Source organism: Streptococcus sp. 27098_8_91 (assembly GCF_041432385.1).
Taxonomy (GTDB): Bacteria; Bacillota; Bacilli; order Lactobacillales; family Streptococcaceae; genus Streptococcus.
Genome location: NZ_JAPVZN010000003.1, coordinates 1 through 15646, shown reverse-complemented (window position 1 = coordinate 15646; position 15646 = coordinate 1). Strand labels below are relative to the sequence as shown.

General features: G+C 41.3%; 15 protein-coding genes, 1 tRNA gene and 1 rRNA gene. 14 read left to right on the top strand and 3 right to left on the bottom strand.

Annotated features, from left to right (window positions below):
• Positions 1 to 193: 193 nt before the first annotated feature.
• The 4 genes from O3611_RS03745 to O3611_RS03730 all read left to right on the top strand — a co-directional run bounded on the left by O3611_RS03745 (position 194) and on the right by O3611_RS03730 (position 4011).
• Positions 194 to 1414, top strand: coding sequence for a carbohydrate-binding domain-containing protein (locus O3611_RS03745; RefSeq protein WP_371607875.1), 1221 nt, complete (start codon positions 194 to 196; stop codon positions 1412 to 1414).
• Between the two features lie 133 nt (positions 1415 to 1547).
• Complete coding sequence (locus O3611_RS03740; protein ID WP_042759577.1) at positions 1548 to 2264, top strand: ABC transporter ATP-binding protein; 717 nt, start codon at positions 1548 to 1550, stop codon at positions 2262 to 2264.
• A gap of 1 nt (position 2265) precedes the next feature.
• Positions 2266 to 3348, top strand: a complete 1083-nt coding sequence (locus O3611_RS03735; protein ID WP_006154045.1) for an ABC transporter permease — start codon at positions 2266 to 2268, stop codon at positions 3346 to 3348.
• Positions 3349 to 3387: 39 nt separating this feature from the next.
• Complete coding sequence (locus O3611_RS03730; RefSeq protein ID WP_049508119.1) at positions 3388 to 4011, top strand: TetR/AcrR family transcriptional regulator; 624 nt, start codon at positions 3388 to 3390, stop codon at positions 4009 to 4011.
• A 162-nt stretch (positions 4012 to 4173) separates the two neighbouring features.
• On the opposite strand, the gene O3611_RS03725 is transcribed toward O3611_RS03730, so the two are convergent.
• The 3 genes from O3611_RS03725 to O3611_RS03715 all read right to left on the bottom strand — a co-directional run bounded on the left by O3611_RS03725 (position 4174) and on the right by O3611_RS03715 (position 5576).
• A complete protein-coding gene (locus O3611_RS03725) occupies positions 4174 to 4377 on the bottom strand; it encodes a CsbD family protein (RefSeq protein ID WP_006153995.1) in 204 nt (67 codons plus the stop codon).
• Between the two features lie 117 nt (positions 4378 to 4494).
• Complete coding sequence (locus O3611_RS03720) at positions 4495 to 5127, bottom strand: DUF421 domain-containing protein (protein ID WP_371607874.1); 633 nt, start codon at positions 5125 to 5127, stop codon at positions 4495 to 4497.
• Complete coding sequence (locus O3611_RS03715) at positions 5124 to 5576, bottom strand: DUF3290 family protein (RefSeq protein ID WP_371607873.1); 453 nt, start codon at positions 5574 to 5576, stop codon at positions 5124 to 5126. The genes O3611_RS03720 and O3611_RS03715 overlap by 4 nt, the downstream gene beginning before the upstream one ends.
• Positions 5577 to 5764: 188 nt before the next feature.
• On the opposite strand from O3611_RS03715, the gene O3611_RS03710 reads away from it, so the two are divergent.
• The 10 genes from O3611_RS03710 to O3611_RS03665 form a co-directional block, all read left to right on the top strand.
• Positions 5765 to 6529, top strand: coding sequence for a nucleoside phosphorylase (locus O3611_RS03710; protein WP_371607872.1), 765 nt, complete (start codon positions 5765 to 5767; stop codon positions 6527 to 6529).
• A gap of 32 nt (positions 6530 to 6561) precedes the next feature.
• Positions 6562 to 7941, top strand: a complete 1380-nt coding sequence (locus O3611_RS03705; RefSeq protein ID WP_371607871.1) for a TrkH family potassium uptake protein — start codon at positions 6562 to 6564, stop codon at positions 7939 to 7941.
• Positions 7942 to 7954: 13 nt separating this feature from the next.
• Positions 7955 to 8620: a TrkA family potassium uptake protein gene (locus tag O3611_RS03700; protein ID WP_371607870.1), complete on the top strand. Its 666-nt coding sequence runs from the start codon at positions 7955 to 7957 to the stop codon at positions 8618 to 8620.
• Positions 8621 to 8777: 157 nt separating this feature from the next.
• Positions 8778 to 10925 carry an SSURE domain-containing protein gene (locus O3611_RS03695; protein ID WP_371607869.1) on the top strand — a complete coding sequence of 716 codons (2148 nt, stop codon included), beginning with the start codon at positions 8778 to 8780 and terminating at the stop codon, positions 10923 to 10925.
• Between the two features lie 123 nt (positions 10926 to 11048).
• On the top strand, positions 11049 to 11744 hold the full coding sequence (locus tag O3611_RS03690) for a response regulator transcription factor (protein WP_248034394.1): 696 nt from the start codon (positions 11049 to 11051) through the stop codon (positions 11742 to 11744).
• Positions 11744 to 12796, top strand: a complete 1053-nt coding sequence (locus tag O3611_RS03685; RefSeq protein WP_371607868.1) for a sensor histidine kinase — start codon at positions 11744 to 11746, stop codon at positions 12794 to 12796. Before O3611_RS03690 ends, O3611_RS03685 begins: the two co-directional genes overlap by 1 nt.
• Before the next feature lie 194 nt (positions 12797 to 12990).
• On the top strand, positions 12991 to 13602 hold the full coding sequence (rpsD, locus tag O3611_RS03680; protein ID WP_371607867.1) for a 30S ribosomal protein S4: 612 nt from the start codon (positions 12991 to 12993) through the stop codon (positions 13600 to 13602).
• A gap of 205 nt (positions 13603 to 13807) precedes the next feature.
• Entirely contained in the window at positions 13808 to 14272 is a 465-nt protein-coding gene (locus O3611_RS03675; protein WP_371607866.1) for a sigma-70 family RNA polymerase sigma factor, read from the top strand.
• A 72-nt stretch (positions 14273 to 14344) separates the two neighbouring features.
• Positions 14345 to 14416, top strand: a tRNA-Glu gene (locus O3611_RS03670).
• Positions 14417 to 14657: 241 nt separating this feature from the next.
• Positions 14658 to 15646: ribosomal RNA gene (locus tag O3611_RS03665) — 16S ribosomal RNA — on the top strand; the annotation flags it as partial.

Sequence of the window (15646 nt, the reverse complement as noted above, 5' to 3'; positions counted from 1 at the left end):
TAATCTTAGGTTATACTATTTTTAAACAAGGACGAGCTTGTTTGTCTAGGATTTTAAAGAGTTTATCTAAAACTTTTGTTAAATTTAACTTAATTGAAACTAAACTTAAGAAAACTTTCAGAAAAAGTTTAGGCTTATTTTAGGAAAGTCACGTAGACTAAGAGCATGTAAAATGAAAGTCGAGGAAACGAGCATGAAAGCAAAAAAATGGACATTCTTATTAACGAGTATAGCAACTCTAGCACTAGTAACAGCTTGTACCCAGTCAACTTCAAATACAACAGCTAGCAATACTGCGACAACGAAAACGACATCAACTACAGAAGCTAAGAAAACTAGCTATTTTACAGACAAGGACTATGATACTTCTTATGATGAAAAGACAGCAGCAACTGTAACCTTGTCAGAATCAACAGCGAAGGTATCAGGTGATGGAGTTGCCGTATCAGGATCTACCGTTACAATCTCCAAGGCAGGAACCTATGTCATATCTGGTCAATCCGACGGAGTTCAAATCAAGATTGAAGCCGAAAAGACTGATGATGTACATATTGTTCTAAAGGGTGTGACCATGACCAATACCAATGCTGCTATATCTGCAACATCAGCCGGTCATGTTTACCTAACTCTAGCAGATGGCACAACTAATAGCCTATCAGATTCAGCAACTAATAGTGACGAAAAAGCGGATGCAGCGCTCTTCTCTAAAGTGGACTTGACCATCAACGGTAAAGGAACTCTCAATGTAGATGGTAAGAAAAACAATGGTATCAAGGCAAATGATACACTTCACATCACAGGTGGAAGCTACAACATCACAGCAGTCGGGGATGCCTTTAATGTTAATGATGAACTCAACATTACCGGCACAACTATGACTATCGATGCCAAGGAAGACGGAGTTAAGGTCGACAATGATGAGGACACATCTGTAGGAACCATGTATCTCTCTGACAATACCATCACTGTTACTGCTGGAGATGATGGTATCCACGCATCAGGTGATTTGGTTATTGATAGTGGTACCTATACCGTTAAGAATTCTACAGAAGGGCTTGAAGGTAAGTCAATTACTATCAACGGTGGAGATATCGCCATCTATTCAACGGATGATGGTGTCAATGCAGCCAACAAAAATGCTCAACAAAGTGAAATTTTCTTCACTATGAATGGTGGGAACTTGACGGTTGAAGTTGGTCAAGGGGACACGGATCCAATTGACTCAAATGGTAATATTACAGTTAATGGAGGAACCATCAAAATGACTGGTCAAACTGGTTTTGACTTTGATGGAACAGCGACTCACACAGGCGGAGACATCTATTTCAATGGTGAAAAACAGACTGAGATTGTCAATTCGATACCTGGTGGAGGTGGACCTCAAGGAAATGGAGGCCCTGGTGGACGACCATAAAAAAATCTCCTTTCTCGAAAGAGAAGGGAGATTTTTTTTCAATTTTCTACTTTCTACTTGACAAGTGAGCGTTCACTCACTATAATAGTCTCATGATTAAAAAGTGAGTAAACACTCACCTGAGAGGATTCAAATGAAAAAATTGTTACATTTAAAAGATTTAGAAAAATCTTTTGGTCGTCAAATGGTCTTAGATCACGTTGGTTTTGATTTAAAGCCTGGAGAAATCATTGGTCTAATCGGTCCATCAGGTGCTGGTAAATCAACTATGATTAAAACCATGCTAGGAATGGAAAAGGCGGATAGCGGTATCGCTTTAGTCTTGGACCATACTATGCCAAATCGTCATATTTTAGGTGATATTGGCTATATGGCTCAGTCTGATGCTCTTTATGAGGCCTTGTCAGGTCAAGAAAATCTAGAATTTTTTGGTCAGCTAAAAGGGCTATCCAAAAGAGATCTGACAGCTGAAATTGCCCATGTGGCTCAAGTTGTGGATCTGACAGAGCATTTGAATAAAACGGTATCCGGTTATTCTGGAGGAATGAAGCGACGCTTGTCTTTAGCCGTCGCGCTTCTGGGGAATCCTCAGCTCTTGATTTTGGACGAACCGACAGTTGGAATCGACCCTTCTCTTCGAAAGAAAATCTGGAAAGAATTATTCGCGCTTAGAGACAATGGGGTAGGGATATTAGTTACTACCCATGTTATGGATGAAGCAGAGTTAACGGATAAGGTCGGCTTATTATTAGGTGGAAAAATCATTGCTTTTGATACACCGCAACACTTAAAAGATAGTTATCAAGTTTCAAGTATTGAAGAAGTCTTTTTGAAAGCAGAAGGAGAGTAAGATGAGAACCATTGCTATTGCTAAAAAAGTTATCAAAGAATTGCTTCGTGACAAACGAACCTTGGCTATGATGTTTGTAGCGCCGGTATTTATTATGTGGCTGATGAACCTCATGTTTTCAGCTAGTACAACCGTGAATGTCAAGTTAGCGACACAAGATCTACCAACTGGTTTGGTAACAAAAATGGATGAGCTCGATCATGTGGACGTCGAGACTTATCAAGACTTAGATCAGGCTAAAAAAGCTCTAGCTGACGAGAAAGTAGATGCAGTCATATCGTATAAAGATGGTGAGTATCAGGTCGACTACGCAAATACGGATGCTTCTAAAACAACTATGACACGACAAGTGTTACGAACAAGTATCGTCAATGAAGGCACCGATCAGTTATTATCTCGTGTCAAACAAGCTCTTCCACAATTGAAATTAGATGAAAAGGCGCCTGAAATCAAAGAATCTTACCAATATGGAGATAAAAATACTGGATTCTTTGCACGTATGATTCCAATTTTAATTGGCTTTGTGGTCTTCTTCTTTGTCTTTTTGATTTCTGGTATGGCACTGTTGAAAGAGCGAACAAGTGGAACCTTGGATCGCTTGTTAGCAACCCCAGTGAAACGTTCTGAAATCGTCTATGGCTATATGTTGTCTTACGGTATTATTGCGATTTTTCAAACGGCAGTTGTCGTTTTAGCAGCAATTTGGCTACTAGATGTAGAAGTTGTAGGAAATATTTTAAATGTTATAATAGTTAATGTGGTACTGGCTCTTGTAGCACTAGCTTTTGGAATTCTCTTGTCTACTCTAGCAAAATCAGAATTCCAAATGATGCAATTTATTCCTCTCGTGATTATGCCCCAACTTTTTTTCTCAGGAATTATTCCATTGTCATCCATGGGAGAATGGGCTCCAACTGTGGGGAAATTTTTGCCATTAACCTATTCTGGTGATGCAATAAGCCAGATTATTCTTTACGGACACAATCTTGGTGATATTTTGTCAAATCTTGGTGTTTTAATGATTTTCTTGATCATTTTAACAATTCTCAATATTGTTGGATTGCGTCGTTATCGTAAAGTTTAGAAATCAACATAAATAATGCTAAAAAGGTGTGAAGATTGGATGGATAAGACTGTTTTTGAATCGTTTGAAGATTACTTAGAAGAAGCGAATTACCCTCAAGGAAAGAAAAAAATCATGCAGGCAGCAGTGGATCTCATATCAACCAGGAGTTACCATGGGACCTCAACTCTTCACATAGCTGAGCGTGCTGGACTAAGCCAGGCAACTTTGTTTAAGTATTTTAAGACGAAGGATGATTTACTGACGGCTATTTTACATCCTGTAGTCCCAGGCATTCTCGGTAGTTTTTTTGAGGAACTCTTAGCTTTTGAAACGACAGAAGAGAGGGTTCGTTATCTCGTCCATAATCGTATGAGCTATCTCAAAAAAAATCGTGCCTTGATGAAAATCATTCTACAAGAGAGTTTTTCAAATAAAAAACTAAAAAATGAACAGATTTTTATCTGGAATGCTATTCAAGATAAACTTCGAGTGCTTCATAAGGAATTGCTAGCAGATCCACGTGTAAATCCAGAGATAACGATTCCTCAAATGGTTCGCATCTGTATAGGTCCATTGTTAGCTTACTTCTCTCAACTATATGTCGTTGGCGTCAATGGCGAAATGAGAGAAGAGGACTTAGGCTTATTGGAAAAACAAATCTTAGGTGGTTTGTGGAAATAGGAGGAGTATAGGAATTAGTTCTTTTTGCTTTAGGTTGAGCAACACATCATAAGAAGTATTTTCTAATATTAAAAAACATAATAATTTAAAGAAAAAACTCTTATCCCTAGTATATTAACAGCTTGGAATAAGAGTTTCTTATGTTATTAGGACGAGAAAGAATTATTCTCCGTCTTTTTTAAAGATGTTTTTTACGCCAGATACTGCACCTTCGACAGCTTCTTTTGCATCTTCAGCAACTTCTTTAGCTTTTGAAGCTACCTTTTCTGCAGCTCCTTCTGTTTGAGTTTTTGTATCGCCAGTTAGTTTACCAAAACCTTCTTTAACAGAACCTTTAGCTTGGTTGAATTTTTCTTCGATTGACATGGGGGATACCTCCGTTAATTTTTTGTATTATCTAAACTAAATCAGATATTAATTTCAGTATATACCCTTTTGTACTAAAAAGCAAAAAACTGATACGAAAAGCATCAGTTTATTTTTTTAATAGGTTACAATGTTCAATTGACCTTTATCATATTCAGCAATAAAGATATTTGAGACTTCTTCGAAACCTTCTTCTTTCAATTTCTCAGTTAGCCACTCCTCGGATTTGCCAATGGTTTCTAAGATTTCAATTTGGACAACACCGTCTGTAATGACTGGGTACTTAGGATTCTCGTCACCTATTCTTACGACAATCAGCTGTCCATTTTGCTCAATCACAGCTCTCTTGACTTCTTTCAATTGGAAAATCCCTTGAGAGCGCAACTTAAGAGCTACATCTGCCGCTGCAAGACCTTTTGAGCGACAGGCTTCTGGATCTAACTTACCATTTTTAATGATAATAGTTGGTTTTCCGTCAATCAGATGTTTGATGAAGGAAACATTGGTATTCAACCATTTAAGGAGTAAAATGAGAATAGTCCAAATAATGAGGATAACAATGTATTGGATGATGGTAATAGAACTATTGTAGATAACCCCACCGATAATACCCCCGAGAACAAAGTTCTGGATTTGGTCCACTGCAGAACTTGGTGCTAGATTTCCTTTACCTGTTACGTTAATAACAAAAACAAGAGAAAGAAGCCCCAAGGCCAATTTAATTGCAATTGTAGCAAAAAAGCTTATCATTTTTCAACCTCCACGAGTTCAACATCTGATTTATAGAGTTCCATTTTTTCTAATAAATAGCTATCTTGGTCAGTCCCGCTAATGGCACGATAAAAATGTTCGCCAACCTTAATAATAGCTCCATCAGTTACTGCTGAGGTATTGACATAGACCTCTTTTTTATCTACACCTAATTCTTTTGAAACGACTTCGATAAAGTTTAGGGAAGAGCGGAATTGATTATCATTGGATTGACTGTTTTGAAGATTCGTAATGCTTATCAAAACGAATGCGATTAAGGTCAAAATAGAAATGAGCGATAATTCACGGAACTTACTTCCTCTCTTATCTTTAAAAGCCTTAAATGCAAAAAATCCAGTCACGATAAGCAGTAAAGCTGATACAATAATCATGACCCAATTCTGTTGACTAATCTGACTGAGCACATAGTCATAGGAATAGAATTTCATAAGAACCTCCACTTTTTTTAAAAATTCAATCTATTATAAACTATTTCTTAAGCTATAGCAATTTTATTATGACGAAAAAAGCATTTAATTGTTGTTTCCTATTTAAATTCAATTTTTCTGAATTGCGACTCGACCTTGACTTTCTTTCTATTTTTGATACAATAGTAAAAATTTAGAGGAGGTATTCTATGATTCAGAAACACGCTATTCCTATTTTAGAGTTTGATGACAATCCTCAAGCAGTTATCATGCCCAACCATGAAGGCTTAGATTTACAGTTGCCAAAGAAGTGCATCTATGCGTTTTTGGAGGAGGAGATTGACCGCTATGCTCAGGAAGCGGGAGCAGAGTGCGTTGGGGAGTTTGTGTCTGCCACTAAAACCTATCCTGTTTATGTCATGAGTTACAAGGGTGAGGAAGTGTGTCTGGCTCAGGCTCCTGTTGGTTCTGCCCCTGCAGCCCAGTTTATGGATTGGTTGATTGGTTACGGTGTGGAGAAAATCATTTCCACTGGAACCTGTGGTGTCCTAGCCGATATAGAGGAAAATGCCTTTCTAGTTCCAATCAGAGCATTGCGTGATGAAGGAGCTAGCTACCATTATGCACCTCCTTCTCGTTATATGGATGTTCATGTAGAAGCTGTTTCTGCCATCGAGCAAATCTTGGAACAACTAGGTGTCCCTTATGAAGAGGTTATGACTTGGTCGACAGACGGATTTTACCGAGAAACAGCTGAAAAAGTTGCTTATCGCAAGGAAGAAGGCTGCGTAGTTGTGGAGATGGAGTGTGCAGCTCTTGCGGCAGTAGCTCAGCTTCGCGGAGCAGTTTGGGGTGAGTTGTTGTTTACGGCAGATTCTTTGGCAGATCTTGATAACTATGACCAACGCGATTGGGGTGCAGAAGCTTTTGATAAGGCGCTAGGTATCTGCCTTGAGATCGTTAGTCATATGTGAGTATTCTCAGATTTTTGTGGTACAATGTAGCTATGTTATTAAAATCAATTGTTGAAAAAATAAATACCATTCTAGGGCGTTTATCACCCGCTCGGAGAATCTTTTTAAGTTTTGCTTTGGTTATCCTCTTGGGGTCTCTCCTTTTGAGTCTGCCATTTGTACAATCTCCAACATCTCATGCCGGTTACTTTGACCATTTATTTACAGCCGTATCTATGGTCTGTGTGACAGGACTTTTTACCTTACCTGTCGCTTCGACCTACAATGTCTGGGGGCAGCTGATCTGTATGTTCTTGATTCAGATTGGTGGTTTGGGTCTCATGACCTTTATCGGAATTTTCTATATCCAGGGCAAGCAAAAACTCAGTCTTCGAGGTCGAGAAACGATTCTGGAGAGCTTTAGCTTCGAAGAAACCCAGTCTCTGAGGGATTTTCTACGTTCCATCTTCGTGACGACTTTTCTAGTAGAAGGATTCGGAGCCTTTCTGCTAAGTTTTCGTTTTGTCCCCGAGTTTGGCTGGGGACGAGGTATTTTAACGTCTATCTTCTTGGCGATTTCAGCTTTCTGCAATGCTGGATTTGATAATTTTGGTAGCACGAGTTTGCTAGCCTTTCAGACAGACCCATTGATTAATCTAGTGATAGCAGGCTTGATTATTACAGGTGGCCTAGGTTTCATGGTCTGGTTTGATCTAGCTACCCAGTTAGGAAAGAAGAAAAAGCGTCGTCTTCGTTTCCATACTAAGCTAGTCCTCTTCTTAACAGCGGGGATTTTATTTGCTGGAACAGTTTCAACCCTCTTGATAGAGTGGAACAATTCGGGAACGATTGGCAATCTCAGCTTCCCAGATAAATTGCTAGTTAGTTTCTTCCAAACTGTCAGCATGCGGACGGCAGGATTTGCTTCTGTTGATTTTACTCAGGCTAGGCCTGTTACCTTGATGATCTATATTTTGCAGATGTTTCTGGGTGGGGCACCTGGCGGAACAGCAGGAGGACTTAAAATCACAACCTTCTTTGTTCTATTAGTATTTGCGCGCAGTGAACTTTTAGGGCTACCTCATGCAAATATAGCTCGGAGAACGATTGAACCTCGGACAGTCCAAAAATCATTCAGTGTGTTTATTGTTTTCTTATTGACTTTTCTGGTTGGCTTGATTTTACTAGGAATAACAGCAGAAGGGAATCCGAAATTTATCTACCTGATGTTTGAAACTATTTCAGCGCTTGCCACGGTTGGAGTAACTGCTAATTTGACACCAGAGTTAGGTAAGCTAGCGCTTAGTGTCATTATGCTACTGATGTTTATTGGGCGAATCGGACCTCTGACGCTATTAGTTAGTTTGGCTGAGTATCGACCAGATAAGAAAGATATGATCCACTATATGAAAGCAGATATTACCATAGGATAAGAAAGGATAAACTATGTCAGTTCGGACAATCGGAATTTTAGGCTTGGGTATTTTTGGAAGTAGTGTTCTGGCTGCTCTCGCCAAGCATGATGTAAATATTATCGCTATTGATAATCATGAGGAACGAATCAATCAATTTGAACCAGTCTTGGTGCGTGGTGTTGTTGGAGATATCACAGATGAGGACCTCTTGCTATCGGCTGGAGTTGATACCTGCGATACCGTAGTCGTCGCAACTGGTGAAAATCTAGAGTCTAGTGTTCTTGCAGTCATGCATTGCAAGAGTCTAGGGGTACCGACTGTTATTGCTAAGGTTAAAAGCCATACAGCAAAAAAAGTCCTTGAAAAAATCGGTGCAGACTCAGTCATTTCACCAGAGTTTGAGATGGGTCGTTCGTTGGCACAGACGATTCTCTTTAATAACAGTGTAGATGTCTTTCAGTTGGACAAGAATGTCTCGATTGTCGAGATGAAAATTCCACAGTCCTGGGCAGGGCAGAGTCTTAGTCAACTAGACCTTCGAGGGCGATACAATCTCAATATCCTTGGCTTTCGTGATCATGAAAATGCTCCCTTGGATGTTCAATTTGGGCCAAATGACCTTTTGAAAGCCGATACCTACATCATGGCGGTGATTAATAACCAATATTTGGATACCCTAGCAAACCTTAGTGAGTAGAAGAGGAATGACTATTCTTTTTTTCAACGACTATTGAGTCAATATAAGTATTTTATAAGAGGGATTTAAGAAAAATTTTAACTTTTTCTTAATCCTTTTTAATTTTAGGAGATTATACTAGAGTCATCAAATAAAGAAAAACTCTAAGGAGAATCCTATGAAATTCAATCCAAATCAGAGATATACTCGTTGGTCTATCCGCCGTCTTAGTGTCGGTGTTGCCTCAGTTGTTGTGGCTAGTGGCTTCTTTGTCCTAGTTGGTCAACCAAGTTCAGTACGTGCCGATGTGGTCAATCCAACCCCGACTCAAGTCTTGCCAGATGCAGATGCGGTGAGTGCAAAGAGCGATTTACCAGTAGAGCTATTCAAAGAAGCAGTTGATACAGCTCTTTCTTCAGAACAGTCTGTTCCAACACCTAAAGCAAGTTTGGATACGACAAGCTCTTCAGAAAAAGCGGACGCAATTGCTAAAGAGTCGGTAGTAGCACCAAAAGAAGAAATGCAAGCAAAGCCAGAATCTAAGAAAGAAACAGAAGATGCGGTTAAACCTTCGACAAATCCTGCGCCTATAGTTTCTGGACAAGACCGTGAAGCAAATGAAGCTCAACCAGCAACAACTCCAGCTGAAGTACAAAAAGGTGTGGCCGACAATACCAAAGACACAGTAGATGTACCAGCTACTTACTTGGATAAAGCCAACTTCCCAGGGCCATTCACAGCTGGTGTCAACCGAGTTATTCCATACGAGTTCTTCGCTGGTGACGGCATGTTGACTCGCCTTATCTTGAAAGCTTCTGACAAGGCCCCATGGTCAGACAACGGATCAGCTAAAAATCCTGCTCTTCCACCAGTAGAAAAATTGGGCAAAGGCCTTTACTTCTATGAAGTGGATTTAGCAGGGACTCAAGGAAAATCAGATAAGGACTTGCTTGACCTCTTGAAACAAAACGGCACTCAAAGCTATAAAGCTACCATTAAAGTGTACGGTGCTAAAGATGGCAAGGCTGATTTGAGCAATCTCGTAGCGACAAAAGATTTGGATGTCAACTTGAATGGCTTAACAACTCCAGCTGAAGTCCAAAAAGGCGTGGCTGACAATACTAAAGACACAGTAGATGTTCCAGCTACTTACTTGGATAAAGCCAACTTCCCAGGTCCATTCACAGCCGGTGTTAACCAAGTTATCCCATATGAATTCTTCGCCGGTGACGGCATGTTGACTCGCCTTATCTTGAAAGCCTCAGACAAGGCCCCATGGTCAGACAACGGTTCAGCTAAAAATCCAGCTCTCCCATCAGTAGAGAAATTGGGCAAAGGTCTCTACTTCTATGAAGTGGATTTGGCAGGTACTCAAGGCAAATCAGATAAAGAGCTGCTTGACCTCTTGAAACAAAACGGTACACAAAGCTATAAAGCTACCATCAAGGTTTACGGTGTAAAAGACGGCAAGCCTGATTTAACTAACCTTGTAGCGACTAAGGATTTGGATGTCAACTTGAATGGCTTGACTACTCCATCTGAAGTTCAAAAAGGCGTGGCTGACAACACTAAAGCCACAGTAGATGTCCCAGCTACCTACCTTGATAAAGCCAATTTCCCTGGTCCATTCACAGCCGGAGTCAACCAAGTCATTCCGTATGAATTCTTCGCCGGTGACGGTATGTTGACTCGCCTGATTTTGAAAGCATCCGACAAGGCTCCATGGTCAGATAACGGTTCGGCAAAAAATCCAGCTCTCCCACCAGTAGAGAAATTGGGCAAAGGCCTCTACTTCTACGAAGTGGATTTGGCCGGCACCCAAGGTAAATCTGATAAAGAGCTTCTAGACCTCTTGAAACAAAACGGTACACAAAGCTATAAGGCTACCATCAAGGTTTACGGTGTAAAAGACGGCAAGCCTGATTTAACTAACCTTGTAGCGACTAAGGATTTGACAGTAAACTTGAATGGACATCAGTCTCTTACTCCGATGAAATCGCAGATGCCAGCTGCTAGCCAGGATAAGATGATGCCTAACAAAGAGCAGGATAAAACCATGAATGCTAGCCAGCCTATGGCAACACCAAGCATGAAACAAGATCAAGCTCCAGCAGCCTCAAGAAAAATGTCTGATGAAGGCAAGATGGCAGCTAATAACAAGGCGTCAAATCCAATGATGGCTGATAAAATGAAAGACCAAAAAGACATGCTTCCATATACTGGCGAAGCCCAAACATCAATGGCTACTCTTGGATTCTTTGGACTCGCCTTGGCCGGACTGTTAGGTGGTCTCAGTTTGAAAGCTAAAAAAGAGGAAAATGACTAGTCTAGCTACAGACTTTCTATCTAGGATTTGAAAAATCCAGATAGCGATTAGAATGTTCGTAAAGCGATTAAAATAGTGTTATACTATTGTGGTATAGCACTGTTTTTTTCAAAGGAGAGACAGATGGGAAAGACAATTTTACTCGTTGACGACGAGGTAGAAATCACAGATATTCATCAACGCTATCTGGTTCAGGCAGGGTATCAGGTTTTGGTGGCTCATGATGGAGTAGAGGCTTTAGAAATATTCAAGCGAAAACCTATTGATTTGATTATTACAGATATCATGATGCCTCGGATGGATGGTTATGATTTGATTAGTGAGGTCCAGTATCAATATCCGGATCAGCCTTTTCTCTTTATTACGGCTAAGACCAGTGAGCAGGACAAGATTTACGGTCTGAGCTTAGGGGCAGATGACTTTATTGCCAAGCCTTTTAGCCCACGTGAGCTGGTTTTGCGTGTCCACAATATCTTGCGTCGCCTTCATCGTGGAGGTGAGACAGAGGTCGTCAGTCTCGGAGATTTACGGATGAATCACGGTAGCCATGAGGTCCAAGTCGGAGATGTGGCGCTTGATTTGACAGTCAAATCCTTCGAACTTCTATGGCTTTTAGCTAGTAATCCAGAGCGGGTTTTCTCTAAGACAGACCTCTATGAAAAGGTCTGGCAAGAAGATTATGTGGATGATACCAATACCTTGAATGTTCATATTCATGCTCTTCGACAGGAGTTGGCTAAACATGCCAGTGCAGAAACTCCCACCATCAAAACCGTTTGGGGCTTGGGCTACAAAATTGAGAAAGCACGAGGTAGTTAATGAAATTAAAAAGTTATATTCTAGTGGGTTATATCATTTCAACACTTCTAACGATTATCGTGGTTTTTTGGGCAGTCCAGCGAATGTTAATTGACGAAAGAGAGATTTATTTCCTAGTGGGAATGACTCTCATGGCAAGTTTTGTCGGTGCTGGGATTAGTCTCTTTCTCCTATCGCCTGTCTTTACATCATTGGCCAAACTTAAGGAACATGCCAAGCGAGTAGCGGACAAGGATTTTCCTTCAAATCTGGAGGTTCAAGGGCCTGTAGAATTTCAGCAGTTAGGGCAAGCTTTCAATGAAATGTCCCATGATTTGCAAGCGACCTTTGATTCCTTGGAAGAAAGCGAACGAGAAAAGGGCTTGATGATTGCCCAACTGTCGCATGATATCAAGACTCCCATTACTTCGATTCAAGCGACGGTAGAAGGGATTTTGGACGGAGTTATCAAGGAAGGAGAACAAGCCCATTATCTAGCAACCATTGGACGCCAGACAGAAAGGCTTAATAAACTGGTTGAAGAGTTGAATTTTTTGACTCTAAACACAGCTAGAAATCAGGCAGAGACAACTAGTAAAGACAGCATTTTTCTGGATCAGCTCTTGATTGAGTGTATGAGTGAGTTTCAGTTCTTGATTGAGCAGGAGGAGCGAGATGTCCACTTGCAGGTAATTCCAGAGTCTGCCCGGATTGAAGGAGATTATGCCAAACTTTCTCGCATCTTGGTGAATCTGATCAATAACGCTTTTAAATACTCAGCTCCAGGAACCAAGCTGGAAGTGGTGGCTAAGCTGGAGAAGAACCAGCTTTCAGTCAGTGTAACGGATGAAGGGCAGGGCATTGCCCCAGAGGATTTGGAAAATATTTTCAAACGCCTTTATCGTGTAGAAACTTCTCGTAACATGAAAACAGGTGGTCATGGCTTAGGTCTTGCGATTGCGCGCGAATTGGCCCATCAATTAGGTGGAGAAATCACAGTTACCAGCCAGTACGGCCTAGGAAGCACCTTTACCCTCCTTCTCAATCTCTCTGGCAATGAAAATAAAGCTTAAACCCCCTTTACAAATCTAACCATTCATGGTACAATATCCATTGTGTGAAATATCAGCAGGAACGCATGAAGCTCGTCAACAGATGTCTTCTGATAAGTAACCTTGGCTGTTTAGGCGAAGGGCATCTGCACGAATCAGGGCTTTCTAAGTGACTATTTCCACCGAAATATTATTTATATCAGGAGGACATACACATGTCACGTTATACAGGACCATCTTGGAAACAAGCTCGTCGCCTTGGCCTTTCACTTACAGGTACAGGTAAAGAATTGGCACGTCGTAACTACGTACCAGGACAACACGGACCAAACAACCGTTCTAAATTGTCAGAATACGGTTTGCAATTGGCTGAAAAACAAAAACTTCGTTTCACTTACGGTGTAGGTGAAAAACAATTCCGTAACTTGTTCGTACAAGCTACAAAAATCAAAGACGGAATCCTAGGTTTTAACTTCATGCTTCTTTTGGAACGTCGTTTGGATAACGTTGTTTACCGTCTTGGTCTTGCGACTACTCGTCGTCAAGCTCGTCAATTCGTAAACCACGGTCATATCCTTGTTGACGGAAAACGCGTTGATATCCCATCATACCGCGTAACTCCAGGTCAAGTGATCTCAGTTCGTGAAAAATCATTGAAAGTTCCAGCAATCCTTGAAGCAGTAGAAGCTACTCTTGGACGTCCAGCATTCGTATCATTCGACGCTGAAAAATTGGAAGGTTCATTGACTCGTTTGCCAGAACGTGATGAAATCAACCCAGAAATCAACGAAGCCCTTGTCGTTGAATTCTACAACAAAATGCTTTAATTTTAAGAAATATCTTACAGAAAGCCTACAACAGTGGGCTTTTTTCTTTACATGAAAATTAGACTGTGAAAAACTAGTCACCTTTATGTGAATTACAAACTCATAATCAATAACATTACAGACTCAAAAAAACACAAGACAGAAACCAAAGCCCTTCTTTCCCCCTTTCTCTGCTATACTACAAGCAGAGAAAGGGGGAAAGCAAATGCTTGAAAAGTATTATGAGAAGGTAAAAGGAATTGTCCATAGATGTCGAAAAGATTACTATCTCCACCTGTGGGAAAAAGAGGATTGGGACCAAGAAGGACTGATCTGTCTCTATGAACTCCTCGAAGCCCATCCAGAATTAGTGGAAGAGGAAAAGAAACTCTACGTCTACTTCAAAACAAAATTCCGCAATCGAATCCTAGATAGCGTCAGAAAGCAAGAGAGTCAAAAACGTCGCCTAGACCGAATGGCCTACGAAGAAGTAGGGGAGATTAGCCATCGCCTACCAGAAGGAGGATTGTGGCTGGATGATTACTACGCCCTTCATGAATTGTTGAATACTTATAGAAGAAAGTTACCAGAAGATAAGCAAGAAGCCTATGAACGCCTCTGGGCAGACGAACGATTTAAAGGCCGCAAAGCCCTTCTCAGAGATCTGAAGGAAACATTACAAGACTTCTAAAAAAAATTAAAAAAAGGTGTTGACAAAGTAAGAAAAGTCGGTATAATAGTAAGAGTTGAAAATAACAACTCCGGTCCGTTGGTCAAGGGGTTAAGACACCGCCTTTTCACGGCGGTAACACGGGTTCGAATCCCGTACGGACTATAGTATGAAGCAGATGAAACACTAGATGAAAAAAATTAAAAAAAGTTTCAAAAAAGTGTTGACAAGCGAAAGCGACTGTGATATACTAATATAGTTGTCGCTTGAGAGAAGTGAGTGACAAAGACCTTTGAAAACTGAACAAGACGAACCAATGTGCAGGGCACTACAACTAAGGTTGTAGTACTGAACAATGAAAAAACAATAAATCTGTCAGTGACAGAAATGAGTGAGAACTCAAACTTTTAATGAGAGTTTGATCCTGGCTCAGGACGAACGCTGGCGGCGTGCCTAATACATGCAAGTAGAACGCTGAAGGAGGAGCTTGCTTCTCCGGATGAGTTGCGAACGGGTGAGTAACGCGTAGGTAACCTGCCTGGTAGCGGGGGATAACTATTGGAAACGATAGCTAATACCGCATAACAGTAGATGTTGCATGATATCTGCTTGAAAGGTGCAATTGCATCACTACCAGATGGACCTGCGTTGTATTAGCTAGTTGGTGAGGTAACGGCTCACCAAGGCGACGATACATAGCCGACCTGAGAGGGTGATCGGCCACACTGGGACTGAGACACGGCCCAGACTCCTACGGGAGGCAGCAGTAGGGAATCTTCGGCAATGGACGGAAGTCTGACCGAGCAACGCCGCGTGAGTGAAGAAGGTTTTCGGATCGTAAAGCTCTGTTGTAAGAGAAGAACGAGTGTGAGAGTGGAAAGTTCACACTGTGACGGTATCTTACCAGAAAGGGACGGCTAACTACGTGCCAGCAGCCGCGGTAATACGTAGGTCCCGAGCGTTGTCCGGATTTATTGGGCGTAAAGCGAGCGCAGGCGGTTAGATAAGTCTGAAGTTAAAGGCTGTGGCTTAACCATAGTACGCTTTGGAAACTGTTTAACTTGAGTGCAAGAGGGGAGAGTGGAATTCCATGTGTAGCGGTGAAATGCGTAGATATATGGAGGAACACCGGTGGCGAAAGCGGCTCTCTGGCTTGTAACTGACGCTGAGGCTCGAAAGCGTGGGGAGCAAACAGGATTAGATACCCTGGTAGTCCACGCCGTAAACGATGAGTGCTAGGTGTTAGACCCTTTCCGGGGTTTAGTGCCGCAGCTAACGCATTAAGCACTCCGCCTGGGGAGTACGACCGCAAGGTTGAAACTCAAAGGAATTGACGGGGGCCCGCACAAGCGGTGGAGCATGTGGTTTAATTCGAAGCAACGCGAAGAACCTTAC

Coding starts and splice junctions, on each gene's coding strand:
- O3611_RS03695 (WP_371607869.1), top strand. CDS start 8,778: ATGAAATTCAATCCAAATCAGAGATATACTCGTTGGTCTATCCGCCGT.
- O3611_RS03735 (WP_006154045.1), top strand. CDS start 2,266: ATGAGAACCATTGCTATTGCTAAAAAAGTTATCAAAGAATTGCTTCGT.
- O3611_RS03705 (WP_371607871.1), top strand. CDS start 6,562: ATGTTATTAAAATCAATTGTTGAAAAAATAAATACCATTCTAGGGCGT.
- O3611_RS03715 (WP_371607873.1), bottom strand. CDS start 5,576: ATGAAATTCTATTCCTATGACTATGTGCTCAGTCAGATTAGTCAACAG.
- O3611_RS03730 (WP_049508119.1), top strand. CDS start 3,388: ATGGATAAGACTGTTTTTGAATCGTTTGAAGATTACTTAGAAGAAGCG.
- O3611_RS03700 (WP_371607870.1), top strand. CDS start 7,955: ATGTCAGTTCGGACAATCGGAATTTTAGGCTTGGGTATTTTTGGAAGT.
- O3611_RS03725 (WP_006153995.1), bottom strand. CDS start 4,377: ATGTCAATCGAAGAAAAATTCAACCAAGCTAAAGGTTCTGTTAAAGAA.
- O3611_RS03690 (WP_248034394.1), top strand. CDS start 11,049: ATGGGAAAGACAATTTTACTCGTTGACGACGAGGTAGAAATCACAGAT.
- O3611_RS03740 (WP_042759577.1), top strand. CDS start 1,548: ATGAAAAAATTGTTACATTTAAAAGATTTAGAAAAATCTTTTGGTCGT.
- O3611_RS03675 (WP_371607866.1), top strand. CDS start 13,808: ATGCTTGAAAAGTATTATGAGAAGGTAAAAGGAATTGTCCATAGATGT.
- O3611_RS03745 (WP_371607875.1), top strand. CDS start 194: ATGAAAGCAAAAAAATGGACATTCTTATTAACGAGTATAGCAACTCTA.
- O3611_RS03720 (WP_371607874.1), bottom strand. CDS start 5,127: ATGATAAGCTTTTTTGCTACAATTGCAATTAAATTGGCCTTGGGGCTT.
- O3611_RS03685 (WP_371607868.1), top strand. CDS start 11,744: ATGAAATTAAAAAGTTATATTCTAGTGGGTTATATCATTTCAACACTT.
- O3611_RS03710 (WP_371607872.1), top strand. CDS start 5,765: ATGATTCAGAAACACGCTATTCCTATTTTAGAGTTTGATGACAATCCT.
- rpsD (WP_371607867.1), top strand. CDS start 12,991: ATGTCACGTTATACAGGACCATCTTGGAAACAAGCTCGTCGCCTTGGC.